The following is a 23,731-nucleotide window of genomic DNA, read 5'->3' as shown; positions in this document are numbered from 1 at the left end:
AATTATTATTCTTTTTACAAGACAATAGCATAATCAGTACAGTTGTAATAAGGAAATTTAATTTATTCATATTTTTTATAATCATTGTTATCTGATAAAAAGAAGCCTCCTAGAAGGCTTCACGAAAACATCGTAAATTTGAGATGCACAAACAAAAATACGATGGGTAAAAGTAATCATTTTTCTACAAACTCGGTTTTCGGACAGCTGATTTCTTTAATTTTAAAAGAGTGTGAAATATCCCCAACCGTTAATTTTCGCTTAACTGTAGTAGAGCCCAAATTTCTAAAGTAAAAAATAGGAAAATTTAAAAGTTGGCCATTTCAACATCGATGTGGTCACTAGGTCTAATAAGAAATTTTAACTTTTGTACAGTTGATACCATTGTTTTATTTTTTTGTAAATAATCCTTTAGTTAGCTAAAAAACTAAAGGATTATTAGAAAGTCTATTCTGTTTTTTTATAAATACTTCTTTGAGGGTAGAAATATTTTATCTATTTTTTCTTTCTACTATTCTACAGTAGAAAAACAATTAAAGAATAAACCCTTTTTCATCATTGATGATCATTTAACAAAATGAGGAATAAAATAGTTAAAATGAAAAATTATCGTTAAATATTACATTAATTTCAATAATATTAGTAAATAGTAATAATTAAACCAAGATAAACTTATAGTATTTCACAATTATAATCTATTACTTTTATATCAAATAAAGTAGAAAACTTAGTATTTAAGGATGATAAATACCAAGTTGCTGCCAAATATAAAAATCTATTACTTCAAAAATCTAGTGAATGAAAAATGAAGAAAATAATAAGTCCTTTTTATAAAATACTGTAAAAAATAAATTGTAGACTTCTGCTCTTGATTTCCCCTAAAGTTACTTATGAAAAATCCTATTACAAAGCTACCGGTTTATAAGAATTTATTTTTATATAATTACATGTAATTGTTTCATTATTTTCACTTTTAAGTGAATAATCTTTATGTATGGAATAATAAATTTACATTAAATCCGGAAGAGCTAAGACCATAAGAATGTTTTGTAATCTTCCCAGTTTAGGCACACTCAAAAGTAGAGTTTTTGGTTAGTAATTGACTGTTGTCGCTGTTAAAACTACCATAATAACATCCCCAGATATGGAATTCATGAAAAAATAGCCTCAACCCACAATCATTTGTATCAAAGCTGCGTAACGCTCGTACTATTACGAACTACAAATCTTCGGAAGATCTGCGGTGATATCCCCTAAAATGTGGATCTTGAATTGAATAAGATTTTCTTCTGTCAACAGAATGTTTTTTTGCAGAAGAAAGTTAAGATTTTTTTAGTTACCCCACACTTTTTGATGCTTTTCATATATTTCTGACTCCGTTCCTGTTAACTAATAGTCTCAATATTATCAACCTTACATCTATTGGCAACCTAAATAGAAATAATCCGATTGAAATTGTTTTCTGCATTTATTGCAGAAATAATTTTGAATACCTGTGATTTTTAAGCCGTTTTTACTACTTTTGAATATCAAACAATGAGGTTTTTTTTGATAGTTACCATAAATTCAAATTTAACACAATGTTCTGCTCTTTTTTATTTGTTAAAATTTTATCATACATTTGGAAACATAACCGAAAATGGGAAACTTACACACAGCATCTTAGCGTTAGGAACAAAAATTTACCCGTCTAACTATGAAGAAAATTATAAAATTTTTATCTTTGGTAGTTGTATTTATCTCTATAAGCAACTACGCTCAAAATACCTCAAAAACATCCAAAACCATTTATCTTACAGGAGATGTGGTTAAATTTCAGATTTCACTTATAGAGGATTGGCCTTTTATTGACGGTGAGATCAATGGAGTGAGGGGAAAATGGATGTTTGATACGGGAAATAATGAACCTTTCTCACTTCATTCCAAAAAAGTTGTCGGGGTTAAATCAGAAAAAGTGGGATTAGGATATAATTTTCCAAAAAATATTCAAGATGGCTTTATTTTGGTGTTTTTGAGCCATTCTTAAGAGATAGATAAAATGAAGATTGGGATTAATGCATTTTTTCCAGATCTGAAATGTTGAAAGCCATTTTCCGCTTTCCCGGTAAAAGTCTTTTTGAATGATAGAATAATCAGCCATTGTAAATGTTTTTATGCTTCATCAATTATTTTCTGAAGATGTTCCACAGATTTCACAAACAGTAGTTCTATTTGTGAAATCTGCTTTTTTGTCCTTTTTGTCTTTATTAGTTTTTACTATTTTGTTCAGAGAGAGTTTTAAATCGTTTACTTCCTTTCTGTTCAAATAAGAGATCTGATACTTCAGTATCGTAGATCCGTTATTCTTACTTGAAACGGTGACGTATAGTCTTTTGATAAATAAAACACTGACTACATTATATTTTATCAGCTTATATTTTGGAAATTCATCATGAAGAGGCTTCTCTAAAAAAGGAATAATATTCCTGTTTTTAAAGTTCAGAACTTCTCCATCACTGTCATATTCAAAAATCTGCCGTCCGCAAATATAAAAGATAATCAGCAATACAATAGGAACAATAATCAGTAAGTAACTTTCATCATCCAGCGTATTAAATCTATATTTATTAGCGATAAATGCAATTACTCCAAATACCATTATCATAAGAAGAAGGGTGCTTAAAAAGTTATAAACTGATGCTTTATTACGGTTACTTAGTCTCATTTGATTTCTTTGTTGTAAATTTCCTAATTTCTTACTTCAAAATGTGTTTTTTTAATCCTCAGCATTGTTGTCAAGGATAGTTTTTAATATATAATTTTTAGTTTTCTACTTCATCCAGAATTTCTTTTCTAGCAATATTAGTATCATCTTACACAATCAGGTTTTCCAGAATAAAAGTCTGTCTGTCCGGAGTATTTTTTCCCATATAAAACTCCAGAAGCTGTTCAATGGTCTGGTCTTTTCTTAACACTACAGGTTCCAATCTGATATCCTGACCTATAAAGTGTTTGAATTCATCCGGAGAAATTTCTCCTAATCCTTTAAATCGTGTGATTTCAGGATTCCTTCGCAGATCATTTAATGCTTTTACTCTTTCTGCTTCTGAATAACAGTATCTTATTTCTTTCTTGTTTCTTACCCTGAATAAGGGAGTCTGAAGAATATAAAGATGTCCGTTTTTAATCAGATCAGGGACGAATTGCAGGAAGAACGTAAGATGATGTATAATTATCAACAAAAATCTGGAGATAATTTTTTTCAATCCAATTATCAGAATCTATAAAACAGATTATCTTTCCTTTTGCATGAGAAATGCCAATATTTCTTGTATCGCTTACTCCGCTGTTTTTAATTTTATCAATAACTTTGACTCTGCAAACTTTTTCAGCAAATGAATTCATTATTTCTAAAGAGCGGTCTACAGACCCATCATTAATTAACAGTAATTCAAATCCTTTATAGCTCTGTTCTAAAACTGAATCAATACATTGATGCAGACTCTCTGCGGAATTGTATACCGGTATGATAACAGATATATATCGTGCTCTAAAGTATCTTTTCCCATTGCGGTATTATTTTTTCTTTACTCCATTTCTTTGATTCTGTTTTACTAGATATCATGAGCTCAGTAAGTTCCTGCGGGTTATTAATTAGATGTTTTAATTTTACTATATAATTTTCTTTATCATGCATCTTAATCAAATAACCATTACTGGTATTTATAATTTCAGAAGGCCCTGTAGGGCAATCATAGGCTATAAGTGCATTGCCGCAGAAGATAGCCTCAATAAGAACGGTAGGCAGTCCTTCGTTTAATGAGGTCATGCAAAAGATTTTTGATTTTTTGTATAGCTGCAGTATTTTATCCTGAGAAATGCTTCCGAGAAACTCAATATTTTGAAGACCAAGGTTTTGTGTCTGTTCTTTTAGTAAGGCTCTTTGAGTACCATCTCCTGCAATAATGATTTTCCAATCTTCTCCTATTTTACATTCTTTGATAATGTTAATAAAATCTTTTATATTTTTTTCAGGATCCAGCCTGCTTACAGCGCAAATAATATTCTCTTTGCTCGTAATGTCCAGCTTAAAACTTTCATAATTATCCCCAATAATATTGGAAATAACGATTGAATTTGGATTTATTTTTTTGTAATGTTCCAACGATGTATGAGTCAGAGAGATAATAGAGCGTAGATTCTTATAATACTTTCGCAAAATATTATAATAAACTAAACCACCTATCTGGTAGCTGATATGTTCCCAAGCAATTGTTTTCTTACTTACCTGGCTATTAATGGCCAGCATTGATGAAAGTTTATACCAGCAAGAAACAATAGTATCATAATTCTGATGGTTTTCGTTGATCCATTGATTTAAAACCCTGTATGTTCCAAAATCATAGAGGTAAGAGTAAATATTATATATTTTGGGGATTTTATTATATTTTTTATAAATAGAGGTTCCAAATCTAGAATATTTGTCACCAAAAGCATTGATGTAGTTCTTTTTTACTTTAGGATGTATGGGATAGAAATCCTGATGAGCTTCCAATAGGAAAAGAATTTCGATATCATAATTTAACTCTGCCAGTTCTGTGAGCTGAGACAATACTTTGGCTACACCTCCGGGCTTAGTATTTTGATAATATATAAATAAGATTTTTTTTCGTTCCATTTATGTTTATTTAATTCTCTTGCTTTTTTGAATTTATAAGGGAGGTTTTCTTTTATATATTCATCAAATTTTTTCTGTCTTTTTCAATAAATAATTTTGTCTTCACGTGACTTTGCCTATAGTCATTTATCTAGTATCTAAAATCACGACCCCCTCTTTTTCTTTAGGATTGGAAAAATAATGTTGGGCGTCAGAGTTAATACTCTTATTTTATTGAACCTTCCTTGCAATATTCATGAGGAAAGTGAAAATTTAAATAAATTCTTTCTTAAGATATATTCAGAATAGTAGCTATAAAAAATAGTTTAACCATACTCTGAATCTTAACTTACTACCAAATAATGTTTTCTTTAAGATTTTAATGATGCGAAGAAAGATAAATCTATCATTCAACTGCGATGATAAATGATAAGACAACTTTTAAAATGACAAACAACTTTTATTTTTGATTAAAAATATTATAAAGCTGTTTAACAAAATCCAACCTAGCAGTTACTATTGGATTGATAATTTTAGAATAGATTACATGCTCTGAAGTAATGACAGGATGCCATCTCTTGGGGTATTGGCTTTTAGTGTATAGTGAGTAAGGCTTAAAATATGAGATGTACTCTTTCTTTCTGCAGTGAAACTTTCTGAATTTGTGTATGCATATTCAGATTGCCAAAGATCATTTCCTGATCACAAGATGCAAGGAGCATCGGAAGAAATAATAAAGTCGGTAATCTGTTTTTTCATAAATTTTGATTTCCCAGCGTGAATTTGGCCCAGTGACTACATAGATATTCAAAAAAGTTTGCTGTTTTAGCAGAATTTATGTGGTCACTATGCCTTTATGAAGGAAAAGTAATTAAACCTGCTTTTTGTTGTTAAATATGGATAGGATCCCCGAAATGAGGAAGTTAACCGTAGTTGTTATATTTTTAATTAATGAAAAAAAGATATAGGCTCTACAGTATTGGTAGACTGGACAATTGAAAGCATAACTAATTTGTGCTATAACAATAGATTCGCTACAAATTAAGAGTGGGTTCTTTTAGCCATAGAAGATACCGGAAATAAAAAGAGGAGACCTTTTCGGTCTCCCTTTCCGTATATCTAAAAGTTTATTGCTGGCATGAGCTTCGCTCGCAGCCTTCGGCAAGGACTTCGTTCTTTTCTTACCTGTTCCCCAGCAGAGCCTGCTTCCTCTTGGGCTTTGAGACTAAATTAACATTTTTTGTTTTATATAACTTAAGTAAGTATAATTTCTGGGCAATATTTCCTCATTCGAGTTCCAAAATTTTGCAGTAACATCAGGCTGAATAGGTATGGGATGTTCCAACGACTATAATTTTCCCAAGTCGTTTTCCATTCAAAGAAGAGTGTTGTCTTTTCTTATTGTAAAACTGTCAGAGGATATCTTTTAGATACTTGTCTCACCGCTCAAGATAATTATAAAGAAGTTTTAAAATATTTTAAAATTCAAGACTAAATTGAAAAATATTGGAGACGATTACTTTTTCATACTATTACAGGTATCCAGACTCCTATACTTTCTATGTAATTTTCTTTAGAGTGTTCTAGGATTCCAGTTTCCTTCAATGGAATAATCTATATATTGAATTCCATGATTCGGGCTATCAGTTCTTTTTATAATTCTATAATAGATCGAAGTCAATTCGGTACGCACTGCATTCCAAATTGAGAAAGTTTTTACAATTAAGTTCTGTAAAGCCTTGATTCCGAATCTACATAATTTTATTAATTAAGTGATAAAGTTCTTGCTTAGCATTCAGGTGCTGTTCTTTCATGGTTTCAAGTGAACAAAAATTAGATGTTTTTGATGAAAAAAGCTATGGTTAATTAACTTCAACAGAAGGCCATCATATCCATTCCAAAGACACTTCAAGACCTACCAGGATTGATGATTTAAATTAATAATTATAAATCATCATTAATTTGAATCATCATGAAAAAGCATAAAGAACATAATAAGGGATCATATTCGGGCGTCAAAAAATATATTCCATCTATTGAATTAAAGAAAATTCCTCCTGAAAAAGCATTGCATTTGCTAAGAAAAGCTGGCTACGATATTAATGATGAGCAATCCGAAGAAATTATGGAATTTATATATATTATCGTAAAGCTCACCTTAAAAGAATTTTTTACATCTGACTGTTAATTTGTATCTTAGCAATATATCAGAATGATGAATTTCTATTGCATCAGTTTTGTCTTGATGCCAATCTAAAACTCAATTTTAACGAAATTATTACAACTATGGTTATTGCAGATTTGTATATAAGGGTATCGACCGATGAACAGGCTGAAAAAGGCTATTCCCAGAGAGATCAGAATGAGAGACTACGTAAATATTGTGAAAACAACAATATATTAATCAACAAGGTTATTTACGAAGATCATTCAGCTAAAAGCTTTGAACGCCCTGAATGGAAAAAATACCTCATTGAAATAAAAAAGAGAAGCCATAAAAGCAATTTAGTTTTATTTACTAAATGGGATCGGTTTAGTCGTAATACAGGGGATGCTTATCAAATGATAAGTTTGCTCCAGAAAAATCATATTATTCCTCAAGCGATTGAACAGCCTTTGGATATGTCCGTGCCTGAAAATAAATTAATGCTGGCAATTTATTTATCAACCCCTGAAGTTGAAAATGATAGAAGGGCATTGAATACCTTTCATGGAATGCGTAGAGCAAAAAAAGAGGGGCGATTGATGGGAATAGCTCCTTATGGATATGTCAACAGAAGTCACGAAGATGGTAAAAAGTATATTGCTATTAAAGAACCGGAGGCTTCAAATATTATGTGGGCATTTAATGAGATTTCCAAAGGGCATATTCCTGCTGACCATGTGAGATTGCAAATGAATAAAAGAGAAGGTGTTTCTATGTCGAGAAGTGCATTTGCCAAAGCCATGAGAAATCCGGTGTATTGCGGTAAAATTTATATAGAAGACTATAAGCAGGAGGAAGCTTATTATATTGATGGAAAACACGAAGCGTTAATTAGCGAAAGACTGTTTTATCAAGTGCAGCAGATCATGGATAAAAAAAGAAGAGTAGAAGGCCCGGCAGGACGTGTATTTGGAAATGACCGTTTTCCGCTTCGAGGTCTTTTGATCTGTCCGAGATGTGGAAAGAATCTTACTGCAAGTGGTGCCAAAGGGAAATCTAAAACCTATTATTACTATCACTGCCATTATAAGTGCGGGTTTAGATTTAACTCCGACAGATTAAATGAACTGTTTGAAAATGAAATCTCAAAATTGGAATATAATCCAATGATCAAAGATCTGATGAAAGAGATCCTTTTAGACAATTATAAACAGTTCACTTACGATATAGACGCGAAAAGAAAATCTATTTCAAAAGAGATCAGTTTGCTCAATGAAAAAATTTTTAGTGCGAGGGATAAATATCTCGCCGATAAGTTAGATGAAGATGATTATAAAGAGATAAAAATGCTCACAAAAACCCAAATCGAACAACTAGAATTGGAGCTTCAGCACATTGTCTCAGAAAGTAAAGAACTTGACATCAAGACAAAAATAGAAAAAGCTCTAGATTCAATGGAAAACCTTTCAAACCTTTACCAACGGGGTGATCTGCTTACAAAAAGAACGATAGGGTGTTTAATATTTCCTCAAAAAGTCGAATTTGACGGAAAAAGTTTTCAAACACCTAAAATGAATATTGTTGCTCAGTGTATCTATCAGTATAACAGTGGATTAGGAAATAAAAAAAACCGACATAAGAGAGTAAAAACTTCAAATGTCGGTCTAGTGACCTCGACAGGATTCAAACCTGTAACCTTCTGAGCCGTAATCAGATGCGCTATTCAGTTGCGCCACGAGGCCATTTGTTAACTTTTTGTTTAACGGTTGCAAATATACCACTTTTTTCCGTTCTTTGAAACATGAAACAGAAAATTTTACTTTTATTTACGGTCTTTTCGCTAATTGCCTGTAAAAGAGAATCAAAAATTTCGTCCGCAGACTGGACAAATATCTCCGCTCGTACCCAGTTTAAGGAGCATGATGGTACACTAGAGCTGAAATCAGGGAATTTTACTTACAATTTTAAACAAAATCAAACACCTTTCAAGAAAATAATTCTGCTGAATGCAAGTATGGCGGGCTATATTTCGGAGCTTGGGGCAGAAAATTTAATCATAGGTGTTTCTAGCCCGGAGTATATTTATTCAGATAAAATTCAGAGTCTGATTAAAGAAGGGAAAATCCAGAATGTAGGAAGTGAACAGAAATATGATGTGGAAAAAATCATCTCTATGAAACCGGATGCTATTTTTACCAATCACATTGCCAGTTTTGACAATACCTATGAACTTTTAAAAAACAACGGTATTCAGGTGATATTTCTGGATGAATACATGGAACAGAAACCTTTGGAAAAAACGGCCTATATAAAACTTTTCGGAGAATTTTTAGGAAAAGAGAAAGAAGCAGAAGTTAAATATCACGAAGTAGAGAAAAACTATAACGATCTGAAGCAGCTTGCATCAAAAGCAAAGGAAAAACCTGTTGTACTCGCCAATGAGATGTATGGGGATGTTTGGTATCTTCCGGGAGGGAATACTTCCGTAGCACATTATATTTCAGATGCCAATGCGAATTATATCATGAAAGATAATAAAGATGAAAAAGCATTGACAATGAGTTTTGAAGAAGTATATGCAAAAGCCGGAAGCGTTCAGTATTGGGTAAATGCAGGAAGCCACACTTCGAAAAAAGAGATGCTGGGCATGAATCCTTTCTATGGGAAACTGGATGTATTCAATAAAGGGAAAATTTATACCATTGTCGGAAAAGAAAAACTGAAGGCAAATGATTTCTTTGAAAGTGGTGTCGTAAGAGCAGATTTGATCCTCAAAGACTATATTAAGATCTTTCATCCTGAACTTTTACCGGATTATCAGCTTACTTATATGAAAGAATTGCAGTAACTCGTAGTATTTGCTTATTTTTGCCTTTCCTTTTTATCAAGTTATGTGGAAAAAAATTAAACAGCTTATCTTCATCATTCTTGTACTGAATGTAGTTTTTATCATCTGGGGCAGATTCTTCAATCCACCGATTACCCTTACCCAGATAGGAGGACTTTTTGAATACGGAAAACTGCACAGAGACTATATTTCCTATGACGAAATGGGAAATAATGTGAAAAAGGCGGCAATTGCTTCAGAAGATCAGAAATTTTTTGATCATGACGGTTTCGATTATAAAGCAATCGAAAAGGCTATGAAATATAATGAGAAAGGCAAAAAAATAAGAGGAGGAAGTACTATTTCCCAGCAGACGGCAAAAAATGTATTTCTATGGCAAGGCAGAAGCTGGGTGAGAAAAGGGCTGGAAGCTGTTTATACTTTCATCATCGAAAAAGTATGGACCAAAGACATCATCCTTGAAAGATACCTGAATTCCATTGAAATGGGGCAAGGCGTATTCGGAGTGGAAGCAGCCGCTCAATATTATTTCGGAAAATCTTCCAAGGATTTAAGTGTCTCAGATGCAGCATGGATTGCCGCTGTATTACCTAATCCAAAGAAGTATGATCCTAAAAATCCATCGCCGTATTTAAGAAAGAAACATAATTGGATCATGAGACAGATGAGGAATGTGAGTTTGAAATAGTATCTTTGTACTAATGAAATTCTTTAATTCCAGCACAAATTTTGAGTCAGTTCTTAAAAAATATTTTTCTTTTAAGAACGAAACTCTTTCTTTAGAGCCTTTTGCAGAGTTTTTAGAAACCATAAAAGAGGCGGACTTTACTGATGTGCTCAATTTTTTCAGAAGTAATCCCAACTTTGCTGAGAACTTTAAATACTATATTCACAATATTTTTAGAGGAAGACCTTTTAACCTTTCTCTGACAGAAGCTAATATTCTTTCAGAAAATGCCTTTTTTCCGGAACTTAAAAAGAGGATTCTGAACAAGGTTTTACCACCTGTTGAAAACGAGAAAACGGTGTGGTACATGATTGATAACGTCAGCCTTCGACCGAAAAAAGACCTGAAATACCTGCATAATCTTCCTGAAAATGAGATTAATGAATTTTTAAATATTTTAGGAGCTTCGGATTTTATTATTCGTCCTAATATTAAAAAAGAACTCATTTTCTCTATGAATATCCTTTCCTGGAGGGTTACAGGAATGGCCATGGAAGTAGAAGTGGTGAGAATGGCTCCGCAGTACAGAAATCTCGATAATCCGTTTCTGGCCCTGCAGAATGAACTGGAGACACTAGCTGAGGATCTGGCAAAAGATCCCTATGTACAGCTGCACTCCAAAGACAGCAGATATAAGCAGATCAAAATTTATACAGAACAGTGCCTTGAGTTCGTTAATATTGCTTTTAAGAATTCTGCCAAATACGGAATTTCAGGTAAGATTAACCAATCTCTTCTGAAAATCCGCCAGCAGACCGAAAGAATTTATGAGATCGTACAATTACTGGTAATCGATACTGATGAGGATGTTCTTATAAAATCTAAACAGCTGGTTTTTAATATTCTGAACTATAAATCTCATAAAAATAATATTTCAGATCTGATCAATGACAGCACGAGGCTGATCTCCCATCTTATTACCAATCATACCGCAGAAACCGGAACACACTATATCACTTCTACCCGTAAAGAATATATGACGATGTTCTATAAGGCTAGTGGTGGTGGGATTATTGTAGGAGCACTGTGCGTCCTGAAAATGCTGTATGGATATATCCCGGGAAGTGATTTTTCCCATGCTTTCTTGTACTCGATGAATTATGCGATGGGATTCGTGATGATTTATCTGATGGGCTTTACGCTCGCAACAAAACAGCCTGCGATGACAGCTGCTACCATGACAAAAGTACTGTCTGAAGAAGGAAATGCTCAAAGAAACAATACCGAATTTGCCCATCTGGTTTCCAAATTATTCAGAAGCCAGTTTATTGCCTTTGTAGGAAATGTATTGCTGGCTTTTCCCATAGCATTAGCCATCATTTACGGGCTGGATGTATTTTTCTCCCAGAATCTTGCTGTAGAAAGGTCTGATAAATTGTTAAAAGATCTTGATCCATTTAAATCCAAAGCGATTTTACACGCAAGTATTGCCGGATTTTATCTTTTTATTTCCGGGATTATTTCAGGAAATATCGGAAACAATTCCGTGTTTTACCAGATTCCGGAAAGGATTGCTAAAAATCTGTCTATCAGAAGCTTTTTCGGGAAGAAATTTGCAAAAGGATTGTCAAAATATTATGCTAAAAACTGGCCGGGAATCATTTCCAATTTCTGGTTCGGGGTTTTCCTTGGGGCAACAGCACCGGTAGGGATGTTTTTCGGGCTGGATCTTGATATCAGACATATTACCTTTGCTGCCGGCAACTTTGCATTAGGGTTGTATGGAAAGGATTTTTCGGTAGATTCCTACACCTTCTGGATATCTTTCTTAACGGTATTTCTGATTGGATTCTTCAACTTCCTGGTAAGCTTCAGTTTATCCATGTTCCTGGCATTCCGATCCAGAAAGATGAATTTCGGACAGGTAAGTGAGATCTATAAAGAAATCTTCAGATATTTTATTAAGCACCCGTTAAAATTCTTCCTGCCATTGAGTTCTGGACTGGATAAAAAGGCGGATGATCTGATGAGCAGTACGATTTCCAATAAATCAGAAGAACATTAATAAAAATAGAGTGCTGTCAATGGATAGCACTTTTTCTTTAAATATAGTAAGTTTAAAGTATTTGAAGATCTTTAAATTTATCCGACCCAAATTTATCCTGAAACTTTTTCAGATAAAAGCTTTTGCGCATCTTAAAATCATTTTTAAGTAAGGGAGAGTCAATTTTAATCACAATACATTCATTTTCAATATTGACGCTTCTGATTTCTTTGAAAAGACTTTCGTCAAGATATTCTTCAAGGAAATCTTTAATGTCAAAAGCAATAAGTTTATGTTCAAAACCATACATTCTGGCAAAAGATTTTACCAGTTCGGAGGATTGATATTCACGTTTTTTCTTCTTCATAGTTGGGATTCGAGTTTTTGGGATGCGTGATTCGGGGTTTTGGCTTTGGGATTTATTTTTTTACTGTAGATTATTTTTATTCCAATTTTCTATGACCCATTTTTTATAAATGTTGATTTTTCCGCCTAATGTGTTGTATTCATTTCTTAATGTTTCAAATTCTAAGAAAAAATTAGGATATAATATCATGATTTTTTCCAGATGGTTAATTGTTTCATCATTACTCGCATGGCTGTAAATCAGGAAGCGAATGTAGTCATTCCTATAAGTTGATCTACCATAGCCTTCAACAATATTTGTAATGACTGAGTCTGAAGATCTTCTTAATTGGCTGCCTAATTCAAACAGTTCATATTTAGGCAGAAGCAGGGAGGCTTTATGGGTTTTTAAAAATAAGTCGAAAGCTATTTTATAAATATCCAGATTTCTATAACTCATATCATTTGTGTTTTAGGATCTTAAGTTAAGACAAAAAACGATTCGATGATAAAGAATATTAGTCTTTTACTTCATATCTACATCCACACTTATTTACCTGCATTTAATACCTCGTAACTCGCATCCCGAAACTCTTACTAAACTTCAAAAATTATACTTTCCTCATTGATCTTTTTTACCACACTTTCTGTGCGTTCTCTGTGAGTATCTGTGATGAAAATCTGGCCAAAACTTTCACGATTAACCAGTTCAATCAATTGGGAAACCCTGATATCGTCAAGTTTATCAAAGATATCATCGAGTAAAAGGATAGGAGTTTTTTTTGTGAGTTCTTTTACAAGACTCATCTGAGCAAATTTTAAAGAGATCAGGAAAGATTTCTGCTGCCCCTGAGATCCGATTTTCTTAATTAAAACATGATCCATTTCGAAAAGAAGGTCATCCTTATGAATTCCTTTCGAAGTGTAGGTTAGCATGCGGTCTTTTTCAAGGCTTTCCTTTAAAAGATTTTCAAAAGAGTCTTCCAGTAAATGAGATTCATAAATCACGGATACGGTTTCTTTTCCACCGGAAATAATCTTATAGAAATTCTGAACAATAGGATTAAGCTGCTCTACAAACTCTTTTCTTTTATTAAATATTTTCGTCCCGAATCTGATAATTGGGTCATCATAGATTTCCAGCGAATCTTTGTCCCAGGCTCTGTTCTTGGCAAAATACTTGAGCAGGGCATTTCGCTGCTGAATGGTCTTCTGATACTGAATGAGGTCAAAAAGATACCCGGAATCCGTCTGGGAAATCATAGAGTCCAGAAACTTACGTCTGCTTTCCCCGGAATCCGAAATAAGATTGGAGTCGTAAGGAGAAATCATAACGCTCGGAAGATAACCGATATGATCCGCAAGCCTGTCATAGCTTTTATCATTTTTCTTAATCACCTTTTTGGCTTCCTTAGGCTGGGTAATTCTGATGAGATCTTCACTATCCTCATTCTGGATTTCAGCATCAATAGTGAAAAAATCCTCCTCTTTTTTTATATTGTTGAGATCTGTATTGCCTAAAAAGCTTTTTCCTACGGATAAATAATGCAGAGCATCCAAAATATTGGTCTTTCCCACACCGTTATTACCCACAAAACAATTGATCTGCGGGGAGAATTCAAATTTTTTCTCAGTATGGTTTTTGAAATTGTAGAGGGAAAGCTTCTTGATAATCATTCGTCAAAAATACTTCATTATTAGTAAAAATAAAAAAGGAAGTGCAGAACAAGTTTCCACCCCGAATGAAAAATAAGTGTCATCCCTTTTATTTTCAGAGAAATAAATAAGAATATAAGTTGCAATACCAGCCATAAAAAAAGCTTTGGCATATTGTAATTCAAGGAAGAAGATACCAATTATATTACTGATGAAAACGAGCGCATAGGCAATATATTTGGTGTTTTGTACCCCTATCAGCATAGGAAAGGTTTTTACGGTATCACTATCCATATCCCGGATATCAAAGGGAAGAACAAGTGCCGTAATAAAGAAAAAACTGATCAGGAAAATAGGAATGCTGAATTCCGGAAGCGTAAGCCAGCAGTTGACGAGTGCCCAGACCAGGCCTACATAAAAAACTTTCAGTAAGGGAATTTTCCGGATATAGACATCAAGAAAAAAACTGTTATAAAGCAATCCCAGCACAACAATAATGAACCATTTCAAAAGCCTTATTTCATTATGATTATGAATGATTAAAAAAGCACAAATAATCCCGGCTATGGCATTCATAACCAGTATTTTGAGGAAATGTCTGGTGTATTGATATTTGGTGTAAAGGTAACCGCTGAAATAAGTGATGAAAATAAGCAGACCAGTAGGGAAACGGAATGTGTTTTGCTCTTTCATGAAAAATACTGCAAAAAGAGTTCCCATAAGGGAGACATAGATCTGGCTGTCTATGACAGTTTTTTTCAGTACTTTTAAGATGTTCATTTATCAAAATTAATATATATGAAAAGATTTTCCAAGATTTTTCTGCTTTTGCTTGTAATGCTGAGCTTTTCAATGGTATCCGCACAGAAATATTACGATACCCAATGGAAAAAAATTGCTGAAAACAGTACAAAAGGAGCGTATAAATCTAATCTTCCCATTATTTTAGACATACAAAAACAAGCCATGAAAGAAAATAATGCCTTTGAGCTGATCCGTTCTCTGAAAGCGGAATTCAGTATTGTCAACCAAACGGTGGATGATGATCAGAATGATGCTGCTTCCCAATTTTTTAAAAAACTTAAGGATACGGAAGGAAAACTGGCAGGTGAAGGTAAATTGGTATACAAAGTCCTGCTGAACGGCTTCTTCATGGATTATTACAATCAAAACCTATGGAAAATAAACGGAAGAACCAACATCAATTCTCAGGATGTTTCTCAGATAGAAACCTGGAGTAAGCTTGATTACAAAAATTATCTTACCAAAAGTTTTCAGGAACTTGATCAGGAAAAACCTGAAATGAAAAAGATTTCACTGGAAAAATATAAGGATATCTTTTCCGGAACAAACGACATTGCCTATTTCCCGACACTGTCCGATTGGTATGCCCTTAAAAAAGTAGAATTTTTATCCGAAAACAATATTTTCACAAAAAATGAACTGACTGCCAACCGTACAGCGATCAATGCCATCTATGACGAGCTGATTGCACAGAACACGGGGAATCCAAAGTTATACTTTATGAAAGAAAAGATTACAGAGAACTGTAATTTCAATCATTGCAAAGACAGGCTTGAGCAGCTTCAGAATCTCTTAAAAACTAATGTGGAAGGAGATTATAAAGTGATGATTATGGATAATATCATGGATGAACTTGTTAACAGGAAGAAACCTAAAGAAGCCCTTGCAATAGCTGCCCAGGCAAAAAGTGAATATCCGAAATCTCCTTTTATTGAAAATATCAAAAGTAAGGAAGCGCAGATTGTGAATCCGTACCTGACGATCAAATATGAATCCCAGACTCAGAATAACCTGCCGATTCATTTTGTGGCGCAATATCAGAATGTATCAGAATTTACCCTGAACATTTATGAAGTAAAAGATGACTTCACTTCACTGCTTCAGTATGTTCAGAATTCTTACTCCGATACTTTCGGAAAGCTGAAAAAGAATCTTGTAAGAAAAGAAACATTCCAGCTTCCGGACCCTAAGGATTATCAGAGTCATAAAACTTCACTGGAAGTTAAGCCGCTTCCGTCAGGGGTGTATGTTGCAGAGTTTACAGTTGCAGGTGCTGATATGAAAGATACAGACTCAAGACAGAACTTTTATTTCCTGGTTTCCGGAAACAGGATTATTTATCAGAATAAAACGGACAGAAATCCTCTTTCTGATGAGCTGAAGCTGGTAAACAGTGAAAATGGAAAGCCGGTGACCAATGAAGGACTTAAGTTTTATGAATTTGTTTCCAATAAAACATTAAATAAAATAGATGGAACAACCAATGCAAACGGAGTGTTTAAGTTTCCTTCCACAGAAAGCAAAGACTATTACAGGACTTTTCTGATTCAGCAGCCTAAGACCAATGACTTCCAGATCATGCAGGTGTACGGAAACAGAGGCTATGATGACGATTACAATCCTAATAAACAAACCCGTTCAACGGCTCAGATCTTCATCGACAGAGGAATTTACCGTCCCGGGCAGACCGTTTATTTCAAGGTCATTAATACCAGACAGAATAAAGAGGTGGAAGCTGTTCTTTCCGGATTAAAACAGAAAATAACGTTACTGAATACCAATAATGAGGAAGTTTCTTCCCAGGAATTTACGACCAATGAGTTTGGTTCTTATCATGGAAGTTTCATCCTTCCAAAAGGAAAACTGAACGGTAACTTTTACCTGAGAATTGAAGGAGAAAGCCAGGGGTATAAAAATTTCAGGGTAGAAGAATATAAAAGACCAAAGTTTGAAGTAACCTTTGAACCTGTAAAGGACGAGTATAAATATGGCCAGACCATAGAGCTGAAAGGAAAAGCAGTGATGTTCTCCGGTGTTCCGCTGAACAATACCACGGTGAACTACGAGATCAAAAAACAGAATATCAGATGGAGATATTTCAGCTGGTATCCACAGAATGATGATAATGAAAACTCAATTCTGGGAGAAACAAAAACCAATGAAAAGGGAGAATTTGTCATTCGCCTGGAACTTAAAAAAGATGAAAAACTAGAAGGAATACAGATTGATAATTATGCCATCAATGCATCTGTAACAGATATCAATGGTGAAACGCAGACCGCGGATACCCAACTGAAAGTAGCATCGGTTTCGCATTATATTCAGGCAGAAAATATCAGCAATACTTTTGCGGATGAAAATGTAAAAGTAAAAGTTGAAACCAAAAATTATAATGAACAGAACCTTAAGAAATCCTATCAGGTTAAGCTTTCTAAGCTAAGTACTCCGGAAAGGATTTTCAGGGATAATTTTAAATCTGAGGTACAGAATCTTCCGAAATATTCAAAAGAAGAATTTATCAGTAAATTTCCTCACGATCTTTTTGATAAAAATGATGAGATCAAAAACTGGAAAACAGAAAAAGTATTACTTGAAAAACAACAGCAGCCATCTGCAGATAATGCTCAACTTGATTTAGGGAAGCTGGAAGCAGGAGACTACCTGCTGGAACTTTTCAATATCGAAGGAAAAGATACCATCAAAAGTGCTCAGAACTTTAGTGTTTGGGATAAAACAGCTTTAAAGCCAACCCAGAAAACATTCCTTACGGTTATTGCTCCGAAAGAAGAATTGTCAAGAGGAGAAAAAGCAAAAGTGTATGTGTTTTCAGCAGTTCCTGATGCTTTGGTGAATGTTTTTGTGCAGGATGGATCCGGAAAAACCGTTTCCGAAGTTCATCAGCTGAAAAAAGGGATATTGGAATATACTGCTGAAATTCCTAAAGATAAAAGTGTATCAGAACTGAACCTTCAGTTTCAACTGGTGGCATTTAATGATGTGAATACAGAATCTGTTTCCCTAAAGATCAAAGACACTGACAAACCTTTAAAGATTGAAACGGTAACCTTCAGAGATAAACTGGAGCCTAATGTTAAAGAAAAATGGACCGTAAAAGTAACCGGAAACGATAAAGAAAAGATCAATGCAGAGGTATTGGCCAATATGTATGATATGTCTCTGGATCAGTTTGCTGCCAACAGCTATAGCTGGAGAAAATTATATACCCCATTTGTGATTGTTAGTTCTTATGGCATTAACAATTACCTGCAGCAGCAAAACTATCAGAAAAGGCTGAGATATTTCGAGGATAAATATGTAACTGTTCCTCAGTTTAACTGGTTTGATGGAAGGTTTGGTATTGGATGGGATTATGATGGTGATGGTATTAGTGATAAAGATGATGCTTGTCCTACTGTTCCAGGATCCTCTCAATATAATGGTTGTCCTAAACCTAAGAGCGTAACTGCTTCAGAAGTTACAAGCTACAGATCTATGAGGGGTGCGAAAGTTGCTATGCCGGCTGCTCCCTTAGCAAAAGAAGAAGCCTTAGTAATGAAATCTGACGGAAGTGGTGCTTTAGGCAATGATGAAGCAGAAAAAGTGCTGGAAAAAGTGGCTGTCCGCCAGAATCTGAACGAAACAGCCTTCTTCTATCCGAATCTGAAAACCGATGCCGAAGGAAATGTCAACTTCGAGTTCACCTCTCCGGAAGCACTGACAAAATGGAAGCTGATGTTCCTTGCACACACAAAAGATGCAAGAGCAGCTACCCTGGAAAAAGAAGTGGTAACGCAGAAAGAATTCTCAGTGACTTCCAACTATCCGAGATTCCTGAGAGAAGGCGATGAACTGAACCTGCAGTCGAAACTTTCAAACCTTACGGATAAAAAACTGAACGGTTCTGCTGAATTACAGATTCTGGATGCCTTTACCAATGAAAATATTTCATCAAAATTCGGAATCAATTCAGCTGTGCAAAATTTCAACTTAAATGAAAACGGAAGCAGCGCATTGACATGGAAATTAAAAGTTCCGGACAATGTTTCCTCCGTTATTTTCAAAGTGGTTGCCAAAGCAGGTCAGTATTCTGACGGTGAGCAGAAGGCTATTGCTGTACTACCGAACAGAATGCTGGTGACGGACGCTGTTCCGGTTTTTGTGAAAGAAGGAGAAACCAAAACATTTGTACTTGATAATCTTAAAAATAATACCTCCACAACAGCGTCTAATGTTTCCAATACATTGGAGCTGACAACCAATCCGATCTGGGAAATCATGTTTGCCCTTCCAAGTCTGAAAAATGACCAGAATAATTCTGCGGATGTGATTTTCAATAAGTGGTTTGCAGATGTACTGGCTTCGGAAATATTCAAAGCCAATCCAAAAATGAAAACGGTTTTCGAAGAATATCAGAATAAAGGATTATTAAATTCAAATCTTGAAAAAAATCAGGAACTGAAACAGCTGTTGCTGGAAGAAACCCCTTGGGTACTGGAAAGCAAAAATGAAGGAGAACAGATGCAGAAACTGGCATTATTATTTGATGTCAATACGATGAAAAATTCAATTAATCAGGATTGGGAGGACTTCAAAAAACTGCAAAATCCGGATGGTGGCTTTTCATGGTATCCTGGTTATCCAAGTTCTAACGGAACATCATTGTACATCCTTAAAAACTTAGGGAAAATCAATTCCTGGCTGAAAGACAATGTGAAAGATTATCAAAGTGCTGATCAAAAAGCTCTTGTCGATAAACTGATTCAGTATGTAGACAATGAGGTTAACAGGTATTTTGATGTGAAAAAAGGAAATGTCTGGAACAACTGGGCAATAGACTATCTTGATACCAGAAACTATTGGGAAAAACAATATCCTTTAAAAGGAAAAGGAGCTACCCTGAAAACGCTGGTGAAACAAAAAGCCAAGACAGCTAAGATCACAGATTTTACCTTCTTCGGACTTCACCGGGCTGCATTATTAATGAATGACTATGGCCTGAAAGAGGTATCTGATAAGTTAATGACTTATCTTAAAGAAACTTCCACAGATACCAAAACACAAGGTGTTTACTGGAAACAAAATCTTAATGATTGGGGATGGTTCGGTTCTAAAGTGGTCAACCATGCTGGTGCCCTTGAAGCTTTCAATACGTTAAAACCTAATGATCAAAACTTTATTGAAGATATGAAGATTTGGCTCGTAACCCAGAAAGAAGTCAACTCGTGGGGAAGCTCAAGAGGAACAGCAGAGGTGATCTTTACTATTTTGAATTCAGGAAAATCATGGACAGGAACTGAGAGTGATAAAGCTACTATCGTTTGGGGAGGAAAAGAGTTGGTTCCTCAGACACAGGCAGCAGGTTATGTAAAATCAACTGTGAAGCCAGAAGCTATAGATAAAAGCTTAGCCTCAGTAGCCGTTACTAAACCTGGTCCCGGAATTGTTCAGGGAGGATTGTTCTGGCAGTACTACGAAGACCTTGATAAAATCAAATCTTCTGAAAATTATATCTCTGTAACGAAAGAACTTTATAAAAAAGTGAAAACGGTAAATGGAGAAGAACTTCAGAAGATCTCTTCCGAAACGCCATTGAAAGTAGGAGATAAAGTGACGGTAAGAATGATTCTGAATACAGACAGGGCAATGGAGTTTATTCACATCAAAGATATGCGCGCAGCAGGATTTGAACCGGTAGATGTATTATCCGGTTATCAGTGGAAGAATAACCTTGGATATTATCAGTCGACTAAAGATGCTTCTACCAATTTTTATATTCAATACATGCCGAAAGGAAAATATGTTTTTGAATACGATGTGGTAGCCAATGCATCCGGTAAATTTTCCAACGGAATAACAACGATGCAGAATTATTACGCACCGCAGATGAATGCACACACCAAAGGAAGCAATGTAACGATTTCAGAGTAACTGATAAGCATAAAACTGTAGTAATTTTTACTGCAGTTTTTTCTTTAACGATTTTTAGACAGGATAGAATTAAATCGAAAAATCAAACATATGTTTAATTTTGGAATGGTTTTTGAAATCAGATGAGTACAAATTAAAAAAATTATAAAGATGAAATTTTCTAAAACTTTAATTACAGGATTGGTATTGATGGCAGGGGTAAATGCTTTCGCTCAAAAGAAAGCAGAAAAGTTTGAAAAACTACAGATTGAAATGTTCCCAAAGGCAAAAGAAGGATATAAGCAGGTATATATTCAGCTTCCCGTAGCAAAAAACGAAAACGATTTAAAAGTTGAACTTTTTGTTGGGGCTGAAAAAATGTTAGACTGTAACAATTACTTCCTGATGGGAGAAATGAAAACCCAGGATCTTCAGGGTTGGGGCTATAACTATTATGAAGTAGAATCTAAAGGGGAAACTGCAGGAACCCTGATGGGCTGCCTGGATAAAAAACTGACTAAAAAGTTTGTGACCTTAAAGCCTGAAATCGTAAGATACAACAGTAAACTTCCGTTGGTATTCTATGTACCGAAAGATATCGAAGTTCGTTACAGAATTTTACGTCCGGATGCTGCGATGAAAAAAGCAGTTCAAAAATAAATCAGCTTATTATAATCATACAGAAAACTCCTCACAGTGATGTGGGGAGTTTTCGTTTATAATTCGTACTTTCTCTCGCAGATTTTGGTGATTAAGCAGGTAATTACCAAAGTTTATCCATCCAGTGTGTCATTCTGTAGGAATCCAGCTATTATATTTAATCTTTGAAAAACAATTCTGATGTTTTTGGGATAAGGTGTGCTGATCGGGAGAGTTTGAGGGGGTCGTGAATTAGGATGCTAGATATTGTTAGACTATAAATTCCTACGGAATAGACAAACTATTTGCTTTATCCATTGCATTGTCATTCTGCAGGAATCCAGATTCCAAATGATAAGTTGTTTTTTTCCAGAGAACGTTCTTTTTTTTCTTTGTTTCCTGCAAAAAGTGTCGCAAAAAGAATACAGAAAAGTAGAGTTAAAATTTTTTTCAAGTTTCTTAGTATTTAATTAACATTTAAACGCTTCGGACAAAACTTTATTTTATAAGGTTTTAAACTTAAACATATTTTAAACTTACTTTAAATTCACCACATTGTAGAATTATCTTTAAGCATTTAACCTTTTTTTGCATTATATTTGTTGTAAACATAAACCATGAAAAACAATTTATTGATTTTTACGTTTAATTTTTTTGCTTTCCCTGCTTTTGGCTGGGCACAGTCTGCGCCGGATTTTAAAGAACTTCTGGATAGTGCTATAGTTCGCGACTCGAACCTCAAAATGCAGATTACCCAAAACAAACTTACCGACCTTGATGAACATAAACTGAAAGATATCTTTCTTCCGACACTGGAACTGAGTGGTCAGGCCGGTTATCTCAACGGGACCGCAAGGCTTACGTCACCGGAATTCAATCTTGCGCCTTTTATTAATATTCCGGAGGGAACTTTCAACAATAATTTCAATGTATCCGGATTTTCAGGTATTGCTAAGGCAGATGCCAAAATGCTTCTGTATTCAGGCGGAAAGGTTAAATACATGAAAAAGGCGGTTGAAGAAAAGAAAAAATCTGAAGATATACTTCTGGAGAAAACAAAAGATGAGGTTATTGCCACTATTTCCAGGGCATATGACCAGCTGGCCCTGATTCATCAGTCTAAGAAGGTACTGGATGAGAGTAAAAAAAGACTGGATATCAACAGGAAAACAGCAGACAAAGCTCTAGGTTACGGTCTGATTACTCCTTATGATCATAAGAAGATTGAGCTGGCACAAGCTACGTTGAATGCTAAAATGGTAGAATATGAAGGTAAAAAAGAATTACTTCTTACCCAGCTTTATGTTTTAACCGGAATCAACAAGGAAAGGCTCAGAATGATTGATCCGGTATTATCTCCGGTGGAACTGCTGGCTGCAGAAAAAGGAATAGAGCAGAGAGCCGAAATTCGTGCTTTGGAACATGGCATCAGTGCAGCAGATTATAAGATAAAAGCCGAAAGAACATGGATGATTCCTAAAGTCCAGCTGATGGCTTCTGCTTATTATATCGGATTGTATGGGAACAGAATAAAATCCTCAGAAAATATAATCCCGGCAGTTCCATTGCTTGGATATGAAGGGAAAAAACTGGACTGGAGGCCCAATAATATCAATGTATTTCCATTGATAACAGCAGGAGTAGGTTTTAAATGGGAAATTTTTGACGGTAAAGAAGGAAAACATGCTGAAGAAACAGCCAAAGTCGGAAAAGAAGTATTGCAGAACCAGAAAGAGGATGCTCTGAAAAAACTGACACTGAATCTGGCCAATAACCAAACCAATTATGATATTGCTTCCGCACAGATTACCCTGAAAGCCAAAGAAAAAGAGCTTGCAAAAAATGCACTCGTACAGGCAGAAAAAGAATTCAGATACGGAATGAGCAAATCTTCACAGCTCATTGATGCAGAAAATGATCTTGAAGCTGCCGAACTGGAATACCAGAATGCTGTTTTCAACCAGAGAAGAGCGGGAATAGAACTGATGAGGTCTACTCAGGAGCTGGATATCACCAAATTTTATTTAATTCCTTAACCA

At 34.7% G+C, this 23,731-nt stretch carries 17 protein-coding genes, 1 tRNA gene and 1 pseudogene; 9 read left to right on the top strand and 10 right to left on the bottom strand.

All coding sequences use genetic code 11. The features are described from left to right. Positions 1-1,696 precede the first annotated feature (1,696 nt). Positions 1,697-2,026, top strand: a complete 330-nt coding sequence (locus ACE3RB_RS12055; protein WP_374464432.1) for a hypothetical protein — start codon at positions 1,697-1,699, stop codon at positions 2,024-2,026. A 135-nt stretch (positions 2,027-2,161) separates the two neighbouring features. Here the strand turns inward: ACE3RB_RS12055 and ACE3RB_RS12050 are convergent, their stop codons facing one another. The 4 genes and pseudogenes from ACE3RB_RS12050 to ACE3RB_RS12035 all read right to left on the bottom strand — a co-directional run bounded on the left by ACE3RB_RS12050 (position 2,162) and on the right by ACE3RB_RS12035 (position 4,657). After that, a complete protein-coding gene (locus ACE3RB_RS12050) occupies positions 2,162-2,704 on the bottom strand; it encodes a hypothetical protein (protein WP_374464431.1) in 543 nt (180 codons plus the stop codon). Between the two features lie 148 nt (positions 2,705-2,852). Beyond that, positions 2,853-3,200 (bottom strand): annotated as a pseudogene (locus ACE3RB_RS12045) (type IIA DNA topoisomerase subunit B); the annotation flags it as partial. Further along, positions 3,172-3,507, bottom strand: a complete 336-nt coding sequence (locus ACE3RB_RS12040) for a glycosyltransferase family 2 protein (RefSeq protein WP_374464433.1) — start codon at positions 3,505-3,507, stop codon at positions 3,172-3,174. The gene ACE3RB_RS12040 and the pseudogene ACE3RB_RS12045, both read right to left, overlap by 29 nt. A gap of 22 nt (positions 3,508-3,529) precedes the next feature. Continuing rightward, entirely contained in the window at positions 3,530-4,657 is a 1,128-nt protein-coding gene (locus tag ACE3RB_RS12035; RefSeq protein WP_374464430.1) for a glycosyltransferase, read from the bottom strand. 1,951 nt (positions 4,658-6,608) lie between these two features. Here ACE3RB_RS12035 and ACE3RB_RS12030 point away from each other — a divergent pair. Further along, positions 6,609-6,824, top strand: coding sequence for a hypothetical protein (locus ACE3RB_RS12030; RefSeq protein ID WP_374464429.1), 216 nt, complete (start codon positions 6,609-6,611; stop codon positions 6,822-6,824). A gap of 98 nt (positions 6,825-6,922) precedes the next feature. Beyond that, positions 6,923-8,485 carry a recombinase family protein gene (locus ACE3RB_RS12025; protein WP_374464428.1) on the top strand — a complete coding sequence of 521 codons (1,563 nt, stop codon included), beginning with the start codon at positions 6,923-6,925 and terminating at the stop codon, positions 8,483-8,485. Here ACE3RB_RS12025 and ACE3RB_RS12020 read toward each other — a convergent pair. Further along, positions 8,451-8,524: transfer RNA gene (locus tag ACE3RB_RS12020), tRNA-Arg, on the bottom strand. The two genes, ACE3RB_RS12025 and ACE3RB_RS12020, sit on opposite strands and share 35 nt — an antisense overlap. A gap of 59 nt (positions 8,525-8,583) precedes the next feature. Between ACE3RB_RS12020 and ACE3RB_RS12015 the strand changes: the two genes are divergently transcribed. The 3 genes from ACE3RB_RS12015 to ACE3RB_RS12005 are packed head-to-tail and all read left to right on the top strand — an operon-like array spanning position 8,584 to position 12,362. Next, positions 8,584-9,630 carry an ABC transporter substrate-binding protein gene (locus ACE3RB_RS12015; protein WP_374464427.1) on the top strand — a complete coding sequence of 349 codons (1,047 nt, stop codon included), beginning with the start codon at positions 8,584-8,586 and terminating at the stop codon, positions 9,628-9,630. Between the two features lie 43 nt (positions 9,631-9,673). Then, complete coding sequence (mtgA, locus tag ACE3RB_RS12010; RefSeq protein WP_374464426.1) at positions 9,674-10,318, top strand: monofunctional biosynthetic peptidoglycan transglycosylase; 645 nt, start codon at positions 9,674-9,676, stop codon at positions 10,316-10,318. A 13-nt stretch (positions 10,319-10,331) separates the two neighbouring features. Further along, positions 10,332-12,362, top strand: a complete 2,031-nt coding sequence (locus ACE3RB_RS12005) for a recombinase (RefSeq protein WP_374464425.1) — start codon at positions 10,332-10,334, stop codon at positions 12,360-12,362. A 52-nt stretch (positions 12,363-12,414) separates the two neighbouring features. Here ACE3RB_RS12005 and ACE3RB_RS12000 read toward each other — a convergent pair whose 3' ends face one another. From ACE3RB_RS12000 to ACE3RB_RS11985, 4 genes are all read right to left on the bottom strand, one after another. Further along, complete coding sequence (locus tag ACE3RB_RS12000) at positions 12,415-12,708, bottom strand: hypothetical protein (protein WP_374464424.1); 294 nt, start codon at positions 12,706-12,708, stop codon at positions 12,415-12,417. 60 nt (positions 12,709-12,768) lie between these two features. Next, on the bottom strand, positions 12,769-13,146 hold the full coding sequence (locus tag ACE3RB_RS11995) for a four helix bundle protein (protein WP_374464423.1): 378 nt from the start codon (positions 13,144-13,146) through the stop codon (positions 12,769-12,771). Between the two features lie 137 nt (positions 13,147-13,283). After that, on the bottom strand, positions 13,284-14,363 hold the full coding sequence (gene recF, locus ACE3RB_RS11990; protein WP_374464422.1) for a DNA replication/repair protein RecF: 1,080 nt from the start codon (positions 14,361-14,363) through the stop codon (positions 13,284-13,286). Positions 14,364-14,366: 3 nt separating this feature from the next. Beyond that, positions 14,367-15,122: a hypothetical protein gene (locus tag ACE3RB_RS11985; protein ID WP_374464421.1), complete on the bottom strand. Its 756-nt coding sequence runs from the start codon at positions 15,120-15,122 to the stop codon at positions 14,367-14,369. Between the two features lie 18 nt (positions 15,123-15,140). Between ACE3RB_RS11985 and ACE3RB_RS11980 the strand changes: the two genes are divergently transcribed. Both ACE3RB_RS11980 and eco read left to right on the top strand, forming a co-directional pair. Then, on the top strand, positions 15,141-21,074 hold the full coding sequence (locus tag ACE3RB_RS11980) for an alpha-2-macroglobulin (protein WP_374464420.1): 5,934 nt from the start codon (positions 15,141-15,143) through the stop codon (positions 21,072-21,074). A gap of 150 nt (positions 21,075-21,224) precedes the next feature. Further along, entirely contained in the window at positions 21,225-21,713 is a 489-nt protein-coding gene (eco, locus tag ACE3RB_RS11975) for a serine protease inhibitor ecotin (protein WP_374464419.1), read from the top strand. Positions 21,714-22,017: 304 nt separating this feature from the next. Here eco and ACE3RB_RS11970 read toward each other — a convergent pair whose 3' ends face one another. Next, positions 22,018-22,146: a hypothetical protein gene (locus tag ACE3RB_RS11970; protein ID WP_374464418.1), complete on the bottom strand. Its 129-nt coding sequence runs from the start codon at positions 22,144-22,146 to the stop codon at positions 22,018-22,020. Between the two features lie 163 nt (positions 22,147-22,309). On the opposite strand from ACE3RB_RS11970, the gene ACE3RB_RS11965 reads away from it, so the two are divergent. Continuing rightward, on the top strand, positions 22,310-23,728 hold the full coding sequence (locus tag ACE3RB_RS11965; protein WP_374464417.1) for a TolC family protein: 1,419 nt from the start codon (positions 22,310-22,312) through the stop codon (positions 23,726-23,728). The last annotated feature ends 3 nt before the right edge of the window (positions 23,729-23,731 follow it).

This window comes from Chryseobacterium sp. (assembly GCF_041914225.1).
Taxonomy (GTDB): domain Bacteria; phylum Bacteroidota; class Bacteroidia; order Flavobacteriales; family Weeksellaceae; genus Chryseobacterium.
The sequence above is the reverse complement of the archived record's forward strand: the minus strand, read 5'-3'. Positions and strand labels throughout refer to the sequence as shown.